Raw genomic sequence first — 18981 nt, 5'->3', positions numbered from 1 at the left:
TGACGAACTACAGGATCTGTCGGCGCAGGCCGCTCGCCCGCAGCACCTGACGTTCGACGCCCGCGCGGATGGCCTCCTCGGTACCGATCACCCGTACGTGCGATCGTGCGCGGGTGATGGCGGTGTACAGCAGTTCTCGGGTCAGCAGTGTCGATGCCTCGGCGGGCAGCAGAACCGAGACCGTGTCGTACTGACTGCCCTGACTGCGGTGAATAGTCATTGCGTACACGGTATGTACCGAGGAGAGCACGTTCGGGTGAATCAACACGTGGCCACGACCTCGGGCAAACGCCGCCATCGGAGTTCCGTTGTCTCCCAACACCACGACGCCGGTGTCCCCGTTGTAGATCCTCGCCTCGTGGTCGTTGGCCGTCACCAGTAGTGGCTGACCGGGGTACCAGAGCGAGGGATCGAGAAACGTTCCGCTTCCTTCTCCTACCCACTCCATCGCCTGCCGGTCCCACCGCGAGACTCCCCATCGACCCTCGCGGTGCGCGCACAGCAGGCGATGTTTCTCGAGCCCGAGCAGTGCTGCGGTGGCATCTCCGCGTACAGCGGCGGCGGTGACCTCGGCTGCGGTGTCGATCACGTCCGAACGCAGCGCGTCGACGTCGTCGGGGCCCTGGAACGAAATCTCATCCGCGCCGGACTCGAGCAACGCCATCACATCGTCGCCCCGGCCATCCCTCACGGCCACGGCCAAGCGAGCGATAGCTCCACCGAACCGTCGACCACGACTGAGCCGAACGACGCCACCACGCAGTCGGTCTCGCTCGAATGCGCTCAGAGCGGCTTCTGCGGGATCCTCGGCGGCGGCGAAGTCCGCGTCGACGAGCTGCGCCAGAACCGGGTTCTCGGTCCCGGTGACCGGCCTGGCCACCAAATCTGCCAGCACCGCGCCTGCGTCCACCGACGTCAGCTGATCCGGGTCCCCGACGAGAATCAACCGGGACTCGGGACGCACGGCTTCGAGCAGCCGACACATCATCGTCAGAGACACCATCGAGGTTTCGTCGACGACGATGACGTCGTACGGCAGCCGGTTCTCGGCGTGGTGCCGAAATCGCGTCTTGCTGCCGGGTTTCCATCCCAGAAGTCGGTGCAGTGTCATCGCTTTCAGGTCCGCTGGAAGTCCGAGGAGCCCGGCTTGTTCGGACACGGACTCCTGCAGGCGGGCTGCGGCCTTGCCGGTGGGTGCGGCCAGCCCGATCCGCAGATCGCTCCCGTGTTCGCGTACGAGGAGCGCCAGAATCCTCGCTACGGTGTGGGTCTTTCCGGTTCCGGGTCCGCCGGCGATGACCGTGGTCCACTGCGTCGCCGCCAGAGCTGCCGCTATTCGCTGTCGGTCGGGAGCGGCCGTGGGTGCACCCGATTCGTCCACGAACAGCTCGGCCAGGGCGTCGCTGATCTCGACGGCATCGGCGGGCGGGTGGGATTGCGAACGCACGTCGAGCAGATCCCGAACGGTGCTCTCCTGCAGATGGTATCGGTCCAGATACAGCAGCTCACCCTGATCGGTGTCGACCAGTTTCAGGGGCTTCAACGGCCCACTCGAACTGCCGACCACCAGTGGACTCACCCTCAGCGCTCGCAGCACGTCGTCGAGCTCGGGCCACGGGAGTGTGCTCGGATCGACGTCCGAATCCTCGTCGACGGTGACGTCTCGCAGTCGTCGCAGATCCAGGCACACCGAGCCGGATCGCACCGAGCGCACCGTCAGAGCAGTGACGAGCAGTACGTGCTCCGACGACTCCCCTGCCAGGGCACCGAGGCGCAACGCCACGTGCACGTCGGATGCCGAAAGCACACCCACATCGTTGAACGTGCGCAGAATTCCACTGCCGCGCAGCGCAATCGAGACGCCGGTCATTGGGCCACCTTCCCGGCGAGCAGGTCCGACAGCTCGACCACAAGGGCGGCGGGCGGATTCCAGTCGAACACCCCGCACCCGGCGGGGGTCTGCGTTCCGACCATGCCCCGCACGAACAGGTATCGGATGCCGCCGAGGTGTAGTTGCGGGTCGTAATTCGATTGACGCCATCGCAGATATCGATGCAGCGCAACGGCATACAGGATGGCCTGCAGCGGATAATGCGAGCGGATCATTTCCTGGGCCATCTTCTCGCGCGTGAAGTTTCCGGTGGTCAGATCGCCTCCGACGATTCGATTCGTCTTGTAGTCCACCACGACGTACCGCGGTCCGGACACGCGCAGAACCGAGTCGATACTCCCGGTGAGGAAGCCGCGAAGCGGTCTCGCCTCGAGATCGTCGAGCAGATCTGCGTAGGACGCGAGCACGTCCGCCGGATCCAGATGATGACGCAACAGGCGCGCCACGGACTTCAACGTGACCGTGTCCGCTACCGGATCGTCTCCGCCGGCCAGGGGCAGCTCGAAGTCGAGCTCGGCCAGATGGTCGGACGGCGCTACGTCGGCCAGCGTCCCAAATCCCAACGGTGTCTGCATCACCGGGAGCAGGGCCTGGGCCAACGCCACCGGATCGACCTCCGCCATCCGCGACGCGACCGCCGCAGCGCAGCGACGTTCGAGTTCCTCGAGCAGATCAGGAGCGGACGTGTCGACGTGTTCGAGGGCCTCGTGGACGAGCGTTCCGAACGCCGCACCGGCAGGCATGCCGTTCATCGGTGACGCGATTCCGTCCAGCTGTTCGTCGGTGTACTCGCTTCCCGGGTAGTCGCCGCCCACCGACGTTTCGGCGGGCTCGTCCGTCTTCTCCGGATGCTCGGCCTCGCTGGTCACTCCCACCTCGGACCGCCCGGGCGAGGCGTCGTGAGCGTGAGCCGTCAACGCGGAGTACGACGTCCGACGCCACAGCAGGTCGAGGGTTCGATCGAATCGTGCGGCAGCGACGTCGAGGTGCGGTTGCTCGGGACGAATCCAGTGTGCGGTGGACGGCTCACCGGGCCCCACCGGTTCGACCGAGATGAGCCCGGCTGCCGACCCGACCCAGGATTGGAGCCGGTTCGCGGTCGTCGCGTCGTCGAGAACCTTGTACGACGGCTCCGGCAGCGCAATTGCGGGGATGCGTCCGAACAGCATGCGGTGCAGCGAGGACGTCGCGGTGTTTCGGCCCGGTGCCCACCAGAGCACGATCCGGCACTCGGCGCGGGTGAGACCGACGTAGAGCAGTCGCAGTTCCTCGCCTGCCTCCTCCTGGTCGTTGCGAATTTTTCTGGCCGCGTAGCCCGAACCGGACGGTCCGCCGACGTCTCGGATTCGCTTGCCGTTCTCGTGCAGCAACAGCGTCGACGGCTTGCTGAAGTACAACGTGTCCCAGGCGTAGGGCAGATAGACGACCGGGAATTCGAGCCCTTTGCTGCCGTGTGTCGTCATGATCTGCACTGCTGCGGAATCACTGTCGAGTCGACGACTGCGGTCGGTCGACCCGCCCGCTGCCGGTTCCTTGATGCGGTCGGTCAGCCAGCGAGTGAGGGCGGTGATTCCGTAGGATTCGGATACCGCTGCGCGATTGAGCAATTGGGCGATGTGCCGCAGATCGGTCATCGTGCGCTCACCGGCTTCGACCGCGAGCAACCGGGCATCGAGTCCGGACTGGGCCGACACCCGCTCGAAGACTGCCGCGAACCCGGCCTCGTCGAACAGCACCGAATACTCGCGCAGCCGGCTGCTGACCTGGGACAGTGCGTCCTCGGCACCGGAGTCGAGCTGCGCGGCGGTCCACCCGAGCAGCGGAGTCAAGGCGGCCAGACGTACGCGATCGGTGCGATGAGGCTGCTCGATCGCCTGCAGCAACCACAGCCAGTGCCGGGCACTCTCGGTGCCGAACACGCTGGTGCTGCTCGACACGACGGACGGGACCCCGACCGCGTCGAGTGCATCCCGAATCAACGCCACCTGCTTGGTCGTTCGGGTCAACACGGCAATGTCCCGCGGTTCGATCACCCGAGGGCCGTCGGGTCGCTCGATCACGGCAGATCCGGACAGCAGCTCCACGATGTCCGCAGCGACGTCTGCCGCAACGCGGGATCGGAGTCGGTCGACTGCCGGAAAACCCTGCCGCAGTGGACCAGCGCCGGTTCGGGGGAGATAGCGCAACCGCAAGGGAGGGTGCCCGACCATGCGCGAGAGCGGGTTTCGCGCCTCGACTCGGTGTACCACGATGTCGTCGTGGCCGAGGGCTGCACCGCCGTACAGATGATGCAGGGCATCGAGCAGCCCCGAATCACTACGCCAGTTGGCAGTGAGCTCGTAGAGGTGGTCTGCGGTCTGCACCGCGTCGAGGTAGCTCAGTACCTCGGCTCCACGGAACGCGTAGATGGCCTGCTTCGGATCGCCGACGAGGATGAGCGTCGTGAACCCGTGAAACGCCCGCCGCAGAATGTCCCATTGCATGGGGTCGGTGTCCTGGAACTCGTCGATGAGCACGACGCGGAATCGGTCTCGCACCCGTGCGCAGGCGGCCTCGCCGTGGACGGGGTCGGACAACACCGAATACAGAAGTCCCAGAAGGTCGTTGTAGTCACGCACCCCGAGCATGCGTTTGCGACGTTCGATCTCCCGGCGTGCTTCCCGGGCGAACCGCACACGTAGCGCGGGCTCGCGGTTGTCGTCGTCCAGGTCCTCGGTGTCGGGATACAGAATCGACTGCTGGTCGCCCACGGCCGCCAACGCCAACTGCTGAGCATCCCGCCTGCTGAATGCCGGTGCCTCGTCGGCACCGCTGAACATCTGCAGATACAGGTCGTCCACGACCTGTTCGAGCAGGTCCGAGACCGATTCGACGAAGGCCGATTCCGGTTCGCGCTCGCCTGCGATGCCGAGCCCGTCGAGCATGCGCTGACAGAAACTGTGGGTGGTGACGATGGTTCCGGCGTCGAAGTCCGACAACGCCCTTCGCAACCGTCGACGCCGCCGGTCCACTTCGGCGTCGTCGACTGCTGCCAGAAACGCCACGAGTGGATCCCGAGATGCACGAGCGGTGTCCGGCTCTGCCAGGTCCCGGGCGATCGACGCGAACCTGCTACGGGTGCGATCACGGAGTTCCTGAGTCGCGGCCCGGCTGAACGTCACCAGGAGCAGGTCCGAGATCTCGGCGATCCCCTCTGCGATGTAGCGCGCGGCCAACCCCACGATCGCGTACGTCTTGCCGGTCCCGGCGCTGGCTTCGAGGACGGTCGTTCCGGTCGGCATCGGGCCGAGCAGGTCGAATCCGCGGGCGGCCGTCATGCATTCCCCATGTTCTCGGCGGTCAGCAACGGGTCCCACAGCTTTCGAGCGAGAATCCCGAAGCGGCTCTTCTCGTTCGACGGCTCGGTCTCGTCGACGAGCGGGGCCGCGGCGAGCAGTGTCTGGAACGACAGCGTCGACCCATGGACGTACCGCAACGATCGATCGGTCCCGTCGCCGAAGTCGCCTCGCCAGGCCCACGTGGCCGAGTCGTAGCCGTCCTCGATGGATCCGCCACCGAACCGCTTCTCCGCGTACGCCGACGCGGTACCGGTCGATATCGGCAGCGGCGAGGTCATTCCACGATCACGCAAGTCCACCAACTCCCTCAGGACGGCGACGGGGTCCCGCGGGGCGCTCAACCGAGAGCGACGAGGCGGACGCATCCCGCTCGCGCGGCCGATGGTGACGGCGCTCCACTCCCCTGGCTGGGATGCGGCCACCCCCAGCAACCGCACCCACGCGGCCAGTCGATGCTTGGCGGCCAGGCGCGAGTACGACGAACGGGCCAGCGTGCGGCCGTGAATTCCGGTGACGGTGCCGGCCAGGCGGCGTCCGTCGCCGAGATCGACCGCGACGTCGATCGTCTCGGCAGGACCCTCGTGGAATGCAGCGGCCGCGTCGGCGATGATTCCGACGATCTGCCTGATGTCGGACATCTCCCGGCGGCCCTGATGGAACGGCGGGAGGGTGCCGCGCCGCCACTCGGCGTCGGCGAATTCTCCGATGTCGCCACCGGCGAGTACTGCCGCGAGCATACGATCACCGATGTTCCACCGGGACAACGGATCCAGCTCGATGTCCAGGCTGTCTGCCAGGTCGTCCTCGAGCTCCGGAACGCGAAATCCGAGCCGTTGCCGCAGAAAGGCCTGCACCGGATTCTCGACGAAGGCGATGAGTTCGGCGAGTTCGACGTCCCCGCGATCGGCCGGAGGGAGCGCGTGGGGCAGAAACGGTGCCACTGGATCGGGGGTCCGTTGCTGGGAGACCGCCCCGGCCAGGGCAACCGTGTCGAAGCTGAAGGGGTGTTCGGCTTCGAAGTTGTGCGGATCGAACGGTTGCAACGGATGCCGATGTTCGACGCTTCCGCCCGCCGTCACCTCGAGCACGTCCATCAACTCGCGCAGCGGGATCGCGGGCGGCTTGGCGGACCCGTCGACAGGGTCGGCTCCGGTGTAGAACAAGAGCAGCTTCTCCTCGGCCGACATCACCGCGTCGAGGAGCAGTTGTCGGTCCTCACTGCGAATGTCTCGTTCGCCGACGGCCGGATCACGGGCGAGGATGTCGTCTCCGTCGGTACTTCCCACTCGGGGGAACACCTCGTCGTCGAGCCCGAGCAGCACCACCACTCGGTGCGGAACCGAGCGCATCGGCACCATGGTGCACACGGTCAGCTCGCCGGTGCGGAAGTTCGCTCGGGTGGGCCTGCCGGCCAGTCGGCCGGCCAGCATGGCGCGCACGTCCGCGAGCCGCAGCTCGGCGGTGCCGCCGTGTTCGGTGGCGTCGGAGATCTCGCGATGTGCCTGTGCCAGTTGCCATTCGTCGGCGGTGGGCACGTCGGCGAGGAGATCGAGGGCACGGCCCAACTGCCGGGTCCACTCGGCCACCGATGCCGGACCGGCCAGTGCTCGGAGCACCGAGGCGAGCCGGTCCACGAGTTCGGCGAAGCGGCCGGCGAGGGTGATGTCGTTGCTGTCCACATCGTCGAGAGGTAGTGCGAGGTCGAGGTATTCGTTTCGCGTCTCGTCCGCGGCCACTCCCAGCAGGATGCGATCGAGTGCCGATTTGAAGGTGTTCTGCCGAAAACCGTTCAAGCCATACGCTTCTCGTTGACGAACTGTCAATCCCCAGCGAGCACCCGAGCTCGTCACCCACTCGCGCAGGCGCTCGAGATCGTCGTCGGTGAACGAGAACTTCTCCCGCACCGGACCGCTCGCGGCGAAGTCCAACAGCTCGCTCGCCGTCACCCGGCCCTCCGAGAAGTCGAGCACCGTGGCGATGACGTCGAGGACTGGGTTTGTGCGGCGCAGGCCCCGATCGGCCAGGCGCACACGCAACCGGTGTCCAGGATGCACCAGCGCCGCCTGCCCGAAGTTCGCGCGGATGAGCGGCGCATAGGTCTCGACATCCGGGCACATCACCAGCACGTCCCGTGGTTCGAGCGTCGGGTCGTCGGTGAACAGATGCAACAACGACTCACGCAACACTTCGACTTGCCGAGCCGGACCGTGACAGGCGTGAATCTGCACAGATCCGTCCACCAACGTTGTGCCGTCGTCGAACTCGGGAGATGGAGGCGAATCGGCGGTGATGTCCGCTTGAATTCGACCGAGCAGGGTCTTCGCTGTTTCCGGGCCCTCGTGATGCACGGTGTGCGTCGCCACCGACGCGGTCGTGGCCTGGAGTTCTCGCACGTCTCGCGAGAGGCCGGCCAGCAGGGGGTGCTCGACGGCCAGAGCCGTCGTGTCGTCTCGGCGGCGCGTCACCGCAGGAATCTCGGCAAGGGTGCGCCACATCGACGGGCTGGGATGCGGAACCCAGATGTGCACGTCGCGCGCCTGCGAGAGCGCACTCAATATCTCGAGCTGATCGGTTGCCAGCCGGGTCGGACCGAATACCGACAAGCGGCTCGGTAGGTCCACCGACTCCGGTGCGTCCCGAAGCCGTGCGCAGGTCTGCGGTAGTCGTTCGGCTGGGCTCGGGCTGCCGATCCGCTCGCGCATCGCGGCCCACACTCGCGGTTGCCACAGCAGGTCCTCGTCGAGATCGCCGCCGAGTCCGTCGGTGAAACGACCGTCGAACCAGTCGCGCAGCATCTGGGGACGTTGAGATCCGTAGGTGCGAAACAGTTCTGCCACGTGCGATGCCGTCGACCAGCGGCGTCCCGCCCGGTGATCCTCGGAACCTGCACCGAGGTGCTTGAACAGCACGGCCGCCCAGGTCTCGGTGCGGCACTCGTCGATCACATCCAGCGCGGTCCAGAGAACCCGGCCCGGAGCCCAGGGGTCGTCGTCGGGGTCGATGTCGTCGACCGCTGCAATGGCGCGCGATACCAACCGTGTCGGGCTCGGGAATTCGATGTTCGCGGCGATGCCGTCGCCGTCCGAACCGCCCAGAGTGCTCGACAGTCGCTGCGTGAGCCACCGCTCGACGCCCTTCGCCGGGACCGACACGATCTCGGGTACGAACGGATCGTCCAACGGTACGGACAGGATGTCGGCGAGTGCAGCCGCGAGTGTTCCGGCGCGTTCGGCGCGGTGGAGCGTCAACACCGTTGCGATCCCCTGCCTGCTCGTATCGATGCCCGATTTCGGGCTCGTGACGACCCTACTCGAGCCTCCGACAGATTCTGCGGGATGAACAGGGCCGTTGGCATTCTGCTATGGGATGTAACGACGAACCCGGTCGGTGCGACATGGTGAATGGAAATGCGACCGACCGGTTCGAATAGAACGAGACGGTTGCTTCCGGTCTCGCGGGTGACATCTCGGTCGCGACATCGACACCTCTCGTGAACCGAACGGACTCTCGACATGACCAGCGCCTACCCGCCACCCTTTCAGCGCCCGGCATCCGAGCCACAGACGCCTCGCCGCCCCCTGTTCGGGAAGATATTCGCTTGGGTCGCAATTGTTTTCGGTGCACTTTTTCTGATCGGGGCAATCGCCTCGTTCGAGTTCGGTGCGGTGCTCGTCGGCGCGTTGCTGGTCGGGGCCGGAGTCATGTACCTGCGCTCGTCGCCCGCGCGGGGTCGCAAGGTCTGGGCGGTACCTGCCATCGCCGTCCTCCCCGCATTGTTCGTGATGGGGCTGACCACCACCACCGAACCCGAGACCCCGACCGCCATCGCGCCGGTCGCGGCCGTGCCCGCGTTGCCGACCGTCACGACGACCACTGTGCCGCCGTCGACCACCACACCGGCCCCGACCACGACGACCGCGGCTCCGACCACCGAGCCGGTCGCCGCCGTCGTCGAGATACCGACGACCACGGAATACATCCCGCTGCCCGAGCCCGAACCCGTGTTCATCCCCGAGCCGGTGTACACGCCGGAGCCCGTCTACACCGCCCCCGCGCCCTTGGCCGCAGTGCCTCCCGTGGTGACGTACGAAAATTGCGATGCGGTCCGTGCGGCGAATGCAGCGCCGATCTACGCCGGTGAGCCGGGGTACAGCACCAAGCTGGACCGCGACGAAGATGGCGTCGGCTGCGAGAACTGACCTCGGTCAACCCACCAACCGCCGCGACGCCACCTCATCGGCTCGCTACACGGGACGGGCGCAACCTCGGCCGCGGGCGGCGGCCGCCCCGCAGAGCTGCATCGCCGTGCATCGAATCCGGCTCTTCCTGCGTCTGCGGGGTCGTTCCTTCTGCGCTGAGGGCACGGATCGACGAAACCGGACATGCCAACAGATAAGCTGACAGCCATGGGATCGAAGCGGCCTGCCAACCGCGGACAGAAACGTGCAGAAAAGACCAAGGCCCGGCAACGGCGTCACCAGCAATCCCGACCGGCCCCGACCGGTGCCGTCACCGAACGCATCGCCGATCTGATCGACGGTTTCGTCGAATGGCTCGACGAGAGCGAGATGTCGGAACAATCGGAGGCGATCTCTCGGCTCGTGTCGTCGACACTGACCCAACTTGCCGGTGCTCGTCAGGGCTTCTCCCCCAGCGCTTGGCTTCCCGCCGATGCGCACCTGCTGGTCGATGCGGCCGAACGCATCCTGCAGGAGGAGTCCGACACTGCGGAGGACACCGCGGTCAATCTCGTTCTCACCTCCCTGCAGTACCTGACGTTCCTCGACGAGACCGATCTCTGGGACGGCAGCCCCGAGGACTACGCGCACTGCATGGAAGACCTCTCGGACTTCCTCGAGGGCGACGAGCCCGACATGCTCGACGCCGACGACATCGACCTGCCCGACGTTTCCCTCGCCCAGGAACTTGCCGCGATCTCGGCGCTGCCTCTCCTGCCCGCCCTCGACGACATCGTCGCGCGTGTGGCCGACGGATTGGCGGTGGGCGACAACGCCGACCTGCAGCGCGCCGTCGGCTCAGCTCCGCTCGATCCCGCCCAGCTGGATGTAGGTGCAGCGGTCGATTACTGGTCGACGGCCATCGCCACCGAACTGATTCGCATCGACGGAGACACCGCCAGGCCGGGAGACAATGCGCATTCGCTGGCCGGCCGTGGAGCCGAGACCGTGCACGAGTTGGTTGCCGAACACGTCCGCGTGCAGCTGTCGGGAGATGGCGACGATCCCGACGTGTCACGGTCGTTGGCCAACACGTTCGCGGTGCAGACGCTTCTGGCCGCGATGACCGACGAGCTGCCGATCAACAACGAGGGCGAGGACTACGCCGAGCTCGAAGGTGAAGATCTGCGTACGGCGCAGCTGATCGACCACCGGGTTCGATCCCTCATCGAGCAGGGCATCCTCGTCAGAATCGAGGAGGTTCTCGCCGTTCCGCACGCGTTGCGTCCGGCGGTGCTGGACGGTGTGGCCGAGGCGCAGCCGTTCGGTGTGATCGACGAGGAGTCGCAGGACGACCCGCTCTACAGCTCGGTCGAGGATTCGGCGTCGTCGTGACGGCCCCCGCGAGCGCCGAGATCGTGTCGGTGGTCGCCGCTAGCGTCACCGACTGTGCGTTACGGCAACGCGATCTGGGTAAGGAGCCGACATGAGCGATTCACTCGAGTTCGACTTCGATGTCGATGCTGCCTGGATGCAGTTCCAGCGCAAGCTCGGCGATTACGTCAGCGCGATGCGCGATGGCGATGCGCTGGTGATCGAGTCGCGTTACGACACCACCGACGGCGTGCCCGATACCGCCGCCTGCGTGCAGTTCTACGCCTGGGATCTCGATATGGTCCGCTGCGAGATTCCGTCGAACGAGCACCTGCACAGTGGCCGTGCCATCACCGCTGAGCAGCGAGAAGCGCTGAGCCAACTGGGATTTCGCACGTCGGTCGATTCCGAGCCCACGGCACCGCACGTCGACCGCAATCGCTCGTGGTCCGATGATCTGGCGAAGAAGACCGTCGCGGTGTTTCGCGATATCTGGGGCCTGCCCCACCCGTCCTTTCTGGGCTCACGCGCCACCGGTCGCTACGACGTCCCGAACTTCGACGCCACCACCGCCGAGTCCGACACGACCGTCGTCCCATTGTGTGTGCAACCGAAGGGCAAGGAACACCTACAGCAACTCGTCGATCGCGCCCTCGAGCCGTGGTTCGGTTTTCCTCCGGATCACGACCCCGACGGCGACATTCCCCTTCGGTTCGCGGGCGGCACCGCCTACGTGTCGGTCAAGCCCACCGAACCTGTGGTCGAGATCAATTCGACGCTGGTCCACGCTGTGTCGGGACGAACCCGCGCAGCCGAGTTGCTGGTCGATCTCAATCTGCAGCTCCCCGACGTGATGCTGCACCTGGTTCAGGACTGCATCGTCGCGCAGGTGCGGGTGAGCGGGTCACCCTTCGTTGCCGATCATCTGCTGTGGGCAGTGCGGATGCTCAGTCATGTGTGGGAGCAGGTCGACGAGAAGTTCGCCGAGGATTTCGGCGGCGCACTCGGGGAACCGACGCCGCCGATCGACGCGGACGACTTCCCGGACGGCCTGCTCGAACTGGTCGAGCTCCTTGCCCGGTCCGAAGAGTCCCTCGACCTCGACCTCGACACCGTCCTCGGATGCTGCTCCTCCGATCGCGAGGTCGTCGTCTCCTACCTGCGGATCAGCGCCGAGCAGGAGGCGTCGTGGCGCGGTATGGCCGTCGCCGCAGATCTCGGCGACGAGCACTGCGACGTCGACGAGGCAGACCGAGAAGCCGGCAAATGGGGCCGCGCCGTTGCTGCTCTGCGCGAAGTACTGCGCACCACCCCCGAGCAGGTCACGCCGGTGGTCGATCCGTCGGCGATCCAGTTGCAGCTGTTCGAGACCGACGAGGTGGCAGAGATCTCCGACGAGCGTTCGGACGAGCAGTAGACGGCAGCCGAACAGGAATTTTCCCGCACGCTTCCCTTTCGTGTTAACTGGGGTTACATTAACTCTATGTTCGCACCTCGTTTGGAGAAGCCATGACACTGACGACAGGCACGACGTCCGTTTCGGTCGACACCGACGCCACGGACGAACAGCAGTACAACGAGACACTCACCCTGCTGTCCGAGGGTTCTGTGCACAAGCACTTCGATCCGTACGTCGACATCGACTGGGAGTCCGAGAAGTTCGCGGTACCCGCGAACGATCCCCGCTGGGTACTCCCCGCCAAGACGGACCCGATCGGTGGCCACGCCTGGTACCGCGCACTGCCGCTCGACAAGCAGATCGAGATCGGCATGTGGCGTCAGGCCAACGTCGCGAAGGTCGGTCTTCAGTTCGAGAACATCCTGATCCGCGGCATGATGCAGTACGTGTTCTCGCTGCCCAACGGCTCGGCCGAGGCACGCTACTGCACCCACGAATCCATCGAAGAGTGCAACCACACCCTGATGTTCCAGGAGATGGTCAACCGCGTCGATTCCGACGCCCCCGGCATGAGTCGGCCCATGAAGATGATCTCGCCGTTCGTCCCGCTGTTCGCCACGCTGCTGCCCGAACTGTTCTTCGTCGGCGTTCTCGCAGGCGAGGAGCCCATCGACCACATTCAGAAGTCGGTCCTGCGGTCCGGTGAAGAAATACACCCGATCATGCAGAGCGTCATGGCAATTCACGTCGCAGAAGAAGCGCGGCACATCTCGTTCGCGCACCAGTTGCTGCGTCGTCGCGTTCCCAAGATGTCCAAGGTCGGGCGGTTCCTGCTCTCGCTGGCCTTTCCGATCACGATGCGCATCCTGTGCGACGTCATCGTCATTCCGCCGAAGAAATTCTGGACGAAGTTCGATATCCCGAAGCAGGTCAAGAAAGACCTGTTCTGGGGCACCGAGGAATCCCAGCACGCGCTGCAGGACTACTTCGGAGACGTGCGCATGCTGGCCACCGACACCGGAATGATGAATCGCGCCGCCCGGCTGATGTGGAAGCTGTGCGGAATCGACGGCAAAGCGTCACGTTTCCGCAGCGAACCCGACCGCAGTTCCAGCCAGTTCGCCGCATAGCCCTCTCGCCGCTCAGCCTTCTTGCCTCTGCCGTCAGGAAACCTCATGCCCCACGTCGTCACCCAGTCATGTTGCAGCGACGCATCGTGCGTCTACGCGTGCCCCGTCAACTGCATTCATCCCACTCCCGACGAGCCGGACTTCCTGACGGCGGAAATGTTGCACATCGACCCGCAATCGTGTGTCGACTGTGGCGCGTGCGTGTCGGCCTGTCCCGTCGATGCCATTGTGCCGCAGGCAAAACTGACCGAGGCGCAACTGCCGTTCCTGACGATCAATGCGGATTTCTACAAGCAGGAGCGCCCACCGCGGCCGATCCTGGCCCCGGTCACCCCGGCAGCATCGGTATCGAGGGATCGTCAACCACTTCGAGTCGCGATCGTCGGATCGGGCCCGTCGGCCATGTATGCGGCAGATGAGCTGCTCACCCAACCTGGCGTGCGCGTCGATGTCTACGATCGGCTTCCGCAACCTCACGGTCTCGCTCGACTCGGCGTCGCACCCGATCACCAGAAGACGCGTCAGGTGTCGCGATTGTTCGAAACTATCTCCGCGCAAGAAGGATTCGAGTACCACCTCGGCGTGGAGGTCGGCAAGGACGTCACCCACGACGAGTTGATGGACACCCACCACGCCGTGATCTACGCAGTCGGAGCATCATCGGATCGCGAACTCCGCATTCCGGGGGCCGAATTGCCCGGGCGCAGTTCGGCAACCGACTTCGTCGCCTGGTACAACGGCCACCCCGATCACGCGCACCGCACGTTCGACCTCTCGCACGAGCGCGCCGTCGTCGTCGGCAACGGCAACGTCGCACTCGACGTGGCCCGCATTCTGACGATGAATCCGGATGCCCTCGCCCAGACCGACATCGCACCGTACGCCTTGGACGCCCTGCGCCACAGCGCAGTTCGTGAAGTGGTCGTCGTAGGCCGACGCGGTGTGGCACAGTCCGCTTTCACCGTGCCCGAGTTCGCCGGATTGCTGACCGTCCCCGATATCGACCTGGCCATCGACCGCAGCGAACTCGCACTCGATCCGATCACCGTCCGACTCGCCGCGGCCGAAAACCTCCCCCACGCCGTGGCGCAGAAACTGCAATTGCTTCGCCACGTCGACGAATCCCCCGAACACAGCGACGGCCGCAAGCGAATCACTCTGCGCTACCTTCTCTCCCCCACCAGGATCCTGGGCACCGATCGCGTGACGGGTATCGAGTTCGACCGAATGGGCCTGTCCGCGGACGGCGACGACGTGGTCCGCAGCACTCCGACCGGTGACGTGGACAGCATCGAGGCCGGACTCGTCCTCACCTCCATCGGCTACCGCGGTGTCGCGCTCCCCGGAGTTCCGTTCGACGACCGAGCCGGCATCATTCCCAACACCGGTGGCCGTGTGTTGCAGGAATCCGGTGGACAGACTTCGGTCGGCAGCTATGTCACCGGTTGGATCAAGCGCGGTCCCTCGGGATTCATCGGCACCAACAAATCCTGCGCCCAGGAAACCGTCGGCCATCTGGTCGACGACTTCAACTCCGGCCGCCTGACGGATCCGATCGAGCTGCCCAGCACCTGGCCGACCGGGGCGAACCGAGGCACGCTGCGACGCTCGAAGGACAAGTTGCTGGCCCTGCGCCGCTCCTGATCGCTCAGCCCCCCCGGTTGGGATCAATGCGCCTTTCAGTCACTCCAACTGCAAGAAAGCCACATTCATCCAGGTGACGAAGGCCGCAGAACCAGGGAAAGCGGCGTGAGGTTGAAGCGTCTACCATCGGGGTAGCTACAGTCATCGGCCACCGATTCGCGGCGGGCCAACACCTCGAGGAGCACGAGATGCCGGCCCTGCGACGCATCTTCACCAGGACTGCTGCCCCAATTGTCGGTATCGCTGTGGCGTTGGTGTGCGCGGCACCGGCCCAGGCTCTGCCGACGCCCGGCGACCTCGCCGATGTCCCGGCCCGAACCTCGATCTCATACGAACACATCCCGACGGGGACCTATGTGGGCAGCGCGGAGGACAACTCGGCGCGCCCGGGACTGTCGACGGTCAAGCTCTACATGGCCGACTACGTCGTTCGCTTCGGCGACGGTTCGCCCAGAGACCTCGACCTGGCCGCCAGGATGGTCCAGGTCAGCGACGACGGTGCCGCTTCGACGCTCGACAACAAATACCCCCAGGCGATTTCGGCAACCGCCGCGGAGTACGGACTCACCTCTACCTCGCGGGGCGGTTTCTGGGGAAGCTCGTCCACGAGCACCGCTGACACCGTGCGATTCCTGGCGGCGAAGAAGCGCACCGATCCCGCCAGCCCCGTTCTCGCGTGGATGAACACCGCGGCTCCGGTGGCACGCGATGGAATGGTTCAGGACTGGGGCACCACGCAGTTGCCCGGCGTGACCGGGACCAAGTGGGGATGGGCCGACGACCGATCGAGTGTGGTCGCGTCCGCGTCGATCGGCGATGACTTCGTCATTGCATCCAATACATACGGACCGCCCCGATCCAACACCGACGACGTCATGGCGGGCCTCGGCGGCATCGAGTTGACGGCACCGCCCGCCGCCGCTCCGGTTCCGAACCTTCCCGTGATTCCCGGCCTGCCATCGGTCGAAGAATTGCTGCAGATGCTCGCTCCTCGCTGATACGTTCGAAAATCTGTCGGACCCCTCCCCTACTCTGCGATCTACCGAAAAGTTCGGGGACCACACCGGGGGACGTGGAGGGGACGACGATGAGTCGTATCGATTTGGACAGTATTTTCAAGTACTCGCGCTCGACGAACGTGCGGCAGGATGCCGACCCGAGCGAATTACTGGACAGCGGAATCGGTTTCGCTCAGGTGATGCCGTCCTCGAAGGACATGGTTCGGCTGATTGCGGAACGCTTGTCCGCTGCGGACGCAACCGACCCGGCGTGTTCGGTGCACGGTCGGGCGGCGAAAATACTCGACGACGCTCTCGACACTGCATTCGAGAACGGTTGGCAGCCTGCCGAACTGGTGCACGTAACCCGCCAGTGCGCCGGCGGCGACGGCACAGTGGTCATGGTCGAGGCTATCGGCGCACACGCGGCGCGAAGTTCGGCCGAGCGCCTCGCCCCGGATTCCTGGCGTGATCAATTGTCCGAGCTGCACATCGACTACGCAGGGGGCGCGACGGCCGAGCGCCTTCAGCGGTGGCGTTCGTACAACCGACGATCCTCGGCGCAGTCCTGGTACACCCTGTTGCTCGTACTCGGTTGCTCGACGTGGCTGTTGCCCCTCGAGAAGCTCCTGCCCCCTCCGGCCCAATGGACCGCACAGTCGGCAGCGACCGGCCCCGGACGAGCCACGGACTCGAAGATGCTCGGCAGAATCCGAGGGCTGCTGGCCAAGGCCGAGTCGACACAATTCCCCGCCGAGGCCGAGGCATTATCGGCCAAGGCCCAGGATTTGATGACGCGCTACGCGATCGACAGCGCGCTTCTCGATACGGGGAACCCTCGGAGCCCGATCGACGATGTCGTCACTCGACGCATCATGGTGAGCAATCCGTACTCCAAAGCCAAACTTCTTCTGCTGCACAGCGTATGTCGTGCAAACGGTGCCAGGACACTGTGGAAAAAGAAGTACTTGCTGGCTACCGTCATCGGCATGCCCGTCGATCTCGATCTGTGTGAACTTCTGTACACCTCGCTACTGGTCCAATCGGCACGCGCACTCGACGAGGTCGGCGAATCCCCGACTGCGCGGACACGCAGCTTCCGCAACGCATTCCTGATCGCATACGCCCATCGAGTCGGCGAACGACTGCAGGACGCACGTAAGCGAGCTACTGCGGCGGCAACACAGCAGCACGGTTCGGCTCTGGTGCCCATCCTGGCGAAACGTTCCGATGCCGTGGACCGTGTGTACGCTGCCCGGTACCCATCGACGAGAACGATCACGTTCGGCAGCGACAATGCACAGGGTTGGCTTGCCGGCCGCGCCGCCGCCGAACGCGCGGACCTTACCGGTGGGCGCGAACGTCTCGACAAATCCGATCTGGCCTCGTGAGTGCGCGCTACATTGACTGCCATGACCGGTCTCGATACTCCCCTGACGCCCCTTCGCTTTCTCGAACGCGCAGCGGAGGTCCACCCCCACAAGACCGCGGTGGTGGACGGGCCGAGGGCATTCACCTACGAGCAGTTCGCCGCCGACGTCACCCGGCTCGCGCACGCACTGCGCGCGTCGGGCGTCGGCCACGGAGATCGAGTGGCCTACATCGCGTCCAACTCTGCAGAGCTGTTGTTCGCGCACTACGCGGTTCCACTGGCCGGCGCCGTTCTGGTCGCGATCAACACCAGACTGTCGCCCGCCGAAGTTCGCTACATCTGCGATCATTCCGGTTCGGTTCTGCTGGTGGGTGATTCAGACCTGCTGACCGGACTCGGAACAGATCCGATCGCTGATTCGGTCCGTGAGATCGTCGAGACACCCGCCGTCGACGGCACGTACGCCGAGCTGCCGCACACCACTCGATACGACGCCTTCCTCGAACGTGGCTCGGACGATCCGATGGAGTGGGAGGTCGACGACGAGACCTCGACCATCACGATCAACTACACCTCGGGCACCACCGGTCGACCCAAGGGCGTGATGTACACCCACCGCGGTGCCTACCTCAATTCGCTCGGAGAACTGCACCACCAGGGATTCGGGATCGACACTCGTTATCTGTGGACGCTGCCGATGTTCCATTGCAACGGGTGGTGCACGACGTGGGCGGTCACGGCCGCGTCGGGCACGCACGTCTGCCTTCGCGGAGTCCGCGGCGATGCGATCTGGTCGGCCATCGACAACGGCGTCGATCACCTTGCCGGTGCGCCGACCGTGCTGACCACTCTTGCCACTGCTGCGCAGGCACATTCACTCGACCGACCCCTGACCATCGTCACTGCGGGCGCTCCTCCGAGCCCGACGATCATCGGCAAGATTCGAGCATTGGGTGCGACGCTCGTACATGTCTACGGCCTCACCGAGACCTACGGTCCGTACTCGGTGTGCGAGGCGAAGCAGGAATGGCTAGAGCTCGACGGTGACGAGCAGGCACGACGCTTGGCCCGACAGGGAGTCGGCATGCTCACCGCCGACCGCTTGCGCGTGGTACGCGAGAAGTCCGGTCCGGGTGGAGCGCTGATCGACGTCGAACCCGACGGCGTGGAAATGGGCGAGATCGTCATGCGCGGCAACAACGTCATGAAGGGCTACTACAACGACTCCGCAGGCACGACGCAGGCCTTCGCGGGCGGATGGTTCCATTCCGGAGATCTCGGCGTGATGCATCCCGACGGCTACGTTCAGCTGCTCGACCGCGCCAAGGACGTCGTCATTTCCGGGGGCGAGAACATCTCGACGATCGAGGTGGAACAGGCACTTGCCAGCCACCCCGCCGTCGCCGACGTCGCGGTGATCGGGGTACCGGACGACAAGTGGGGTGAACGGCCCAAGGCATTCGTGGTGTTGGCACCCGGCGCGGAAGCGTCGGAGGCAGACCTCGTAGCGCACGTGAAAGCTGCTATCGCCTCGTACAAAGCCCCGCGTGCAGTCGAATTCATCGTCGAGCTGCCGAAAACATCGACCGGCAAGATCAGGAAGAAGGAGCTGCGCGACGCCGAGTGGGGCACGTCCACGTCGAAGATCAACGGGTAG

Annotated in this window: 11 protein-coding genes; 8 read left to right on the top strand and 3 right to left on the bottom strand. The window is 65.3% G+C overall.

Annotated features, from left to right (window positions below):
- Positions 1–7: 7 nt before the first annotated feature.
- From recD to recC, 3 genes are read right to left on the bottom strand one after another with little or no spacing between them, the layout of a single operon-like run.
- Entirely contained in the window at positions 8–1870 is a 1863-nt protein-coding gene (gene recD / locus AB0366_RS24300; protein WP_366246281.1) for an exodeoxyribonuclease V subunit alpha, read from the bottom strand.
- A complete protein-coding gene (locus AB0366_RS24295; RefSeq protein WP_366246279.1) occupies positions 1867–5208 on the bottom strand; it encodes a UvrD-helicase domain-containing protein in 3342 nt (1113 codons plus the stop codon). Before AB0366_RS24295 ends, recD begins: the two co-directional genes overlap by 4 nt.
- Positions 5205–8480, bottom strand: coding sequence for an exodeoxyribonuclease V subunit gamma (gene recC, locus AB0366_RS24290; protein ID WP_366246277.1), 3276 nt, complete (start codon positions 8478–8480; stop codon positions 5205–5207). The genes AB0366_RS24295 and recC overlap by 4 nt, the downstream gene beginning before the upstream one ends.
- Positions 8481–8741: 261 nt before the next feature.
- On the opposite strand from recC, the gene AB0366_RS24285 reads away from it, so the two are divergent.
- From AB0366_RS24285 to AB0366_RS24250, 8 genes are all read left to right on the top strand, one after another.
- Positions 8742–9428, top strand: a complete 687-nt coding sequence (locus AB0366_RS24285) for an excalibur calcium-binding domain-containing protein (RefSeq protein WP_366246275.1) — start codon at positions 8742–8744, stop codon at positions 9426–9428.
- A gap of 207 nt (positions 9429–9635) precedes the next feature.
- Complete coding sequence (locus AB0366_RS24280; protein WP_366246274.1) at positions 9636–10802, top strand: hypothetical protein; 1167 nt, start codon at positions 9636–9638, stop codon at positions 10800–10802.
- Between the two features lie 91 nt (positions 10803–10893).
- Complete coding sequence (locus tag AB0366_RS24275) at positions 10894–12198, top strand: hypothetical protein (RefSeq protein ID WP_366246272.1); 1305 nt, start codon at positions 10894–10896, stop codon at positions 12196–12198.
- A 92-nt stretch (positions 12199–12290) separates the two neighbouring features.
- Positions 12291–13310: a diiron oxygenase gene (locus tag AB0366_RS24270; protein ID WP_121872998.1), complete on the top strand. Its 1020-nt coding sequence runs from the start codon at positions 12291–12293 to the stop codon at positions 13308–13310.
- 45 nt (positions 13311–13355) lie between these two features.
- Positions 13356–14954 carry an FAD-dependent oxidoreductase gene (locus AB0366_RS24265; protein ID WP_366246269.1) on the top strand — a complete coding sequence of 533 codons (1599 nt, stop codon included), beginning with the start codon at positions 13356–13358 and terminating at the stop codon, positions 14952–14954.
- A 188-nt stretch (positions 14955–15142) separates the two neighbouring features.
- Positions 15143–15952, top strand: coding sequence for a hypothetical protein (locus AB0366_RS24260; protein ID WP_366246268.1), 810 nt, complete (start codon positions 15143–15145; stop codon positions 15950–15952).
- A gap of 89 nt (positions 15953–16041) precedes the next feature.
- Positions 16042–17343 (top strand): DUF2786 domain-containing protein, encoded by a 1302-nt coding sequence (locus tag AB0366_RS24255; protein WP_366246267.1) that lies wholly within the window; start codon positions 16042–16044, stop codon positions 17341–17343.
- Positions 17344–17364: 21 nt separating this feature from the next.
- The gene (locus AB0366_RS24250) at positions 17365–18981 is read left to right on the top strand and encodes an AMP-binding protein (RefSeq protein WP_366246266.1); all 1617 of its coding nucleotides are present in this window, start codon (positions 17365–17367) and stop codon (positions 18979–18981) included.

This window comes from Rhodococcus sp. NPDC076796 (assembly GCF_040702765.1).
Classification (GTDB): Bacteria; Actinomycetota; Actinomycetes; order Mycobacteriales; family Mycobacteriaceae; genus Rhodococcoides.
The sequence above is the reverse complement of the archived record's forward strand: the minus strand, read 5'-3'. Positions and strand labels throughout refer to the sequence as shown.

Excerpts from the sequence above, each read along its gene's own strand:
- recD (WP_366246281.1), bottom strand. The coding sequence starts at position 1,870 with ATGACCGGCGTCTCGATTGCGCTGCGCGGCAGTGGAATTCTGCGCACG.
- AB0366_RS24295 (WP_366246279.1), bottom strand. The coding sequence starts at position 5,208 with ATGACGGCCGCCCGCGGATTCGACCTGCTCGGCCCGATGCCGACCGGA.
- AB0366_RS24285 (WP_366246275.1), top strand. The coding sequence starts at position 8,742 with ATGACCAGCGCCTACCCGCCACCCTTTCAGCGCCCGGCATCCGAGCCA.
- AB0366_RS24280 (WP_366246274.1), top strand. The coding sequence starts at position 9,636 with ATGGGATCGAAGCGGCCTGCCAACCGCGGACAGAAACGTGCAGAAAAG.
- AB0366_RS24275 (WP_366246272.1), top strand. The coding sequence starts at position 10,894 with ATGAGCGATTCACTCGAGTTCGACTTCGATGTCGATGCTGCCTGGATG.
- AB0366_RS24270 (WP_121872998.1), top strand. The coding sequence starts at position 12,291 with ATGACACTGACGACAGGCACGACGTCCGTTTCGGTCGACACCGACGCC.
- AB0366_RS24265 (WP_366246269.1), top strand. The coding sequence starts at position 13,356 with ATGCCCCACGTCGTCACCCAGTCATGTTGCAGCGACGCATCGTGCGTC.
- AB0366_RS24260 (WP_366246268.1), top strand. The coding sequence starts at position 15,143 with ATGCCGGCCCTGCGACGCATCTTCACCAGGACTGCTGCCCCAATTGTC.
- AB0366_RS24255 (WP_366246267.1), top strand. The coding sequence starts at position 16,042 with ATGAGTCGTATCGATTTGGACAGTATTTTCAAGTACTCGCGCTCGACG.
- AB0366_RS24250 (WP_366246266.1), top strand. The coding sequence starts at position 17,365 with ATGACCGGTCTCGATACTCCCCTGACGCCCCTTCGCTTTCTCGAACGC.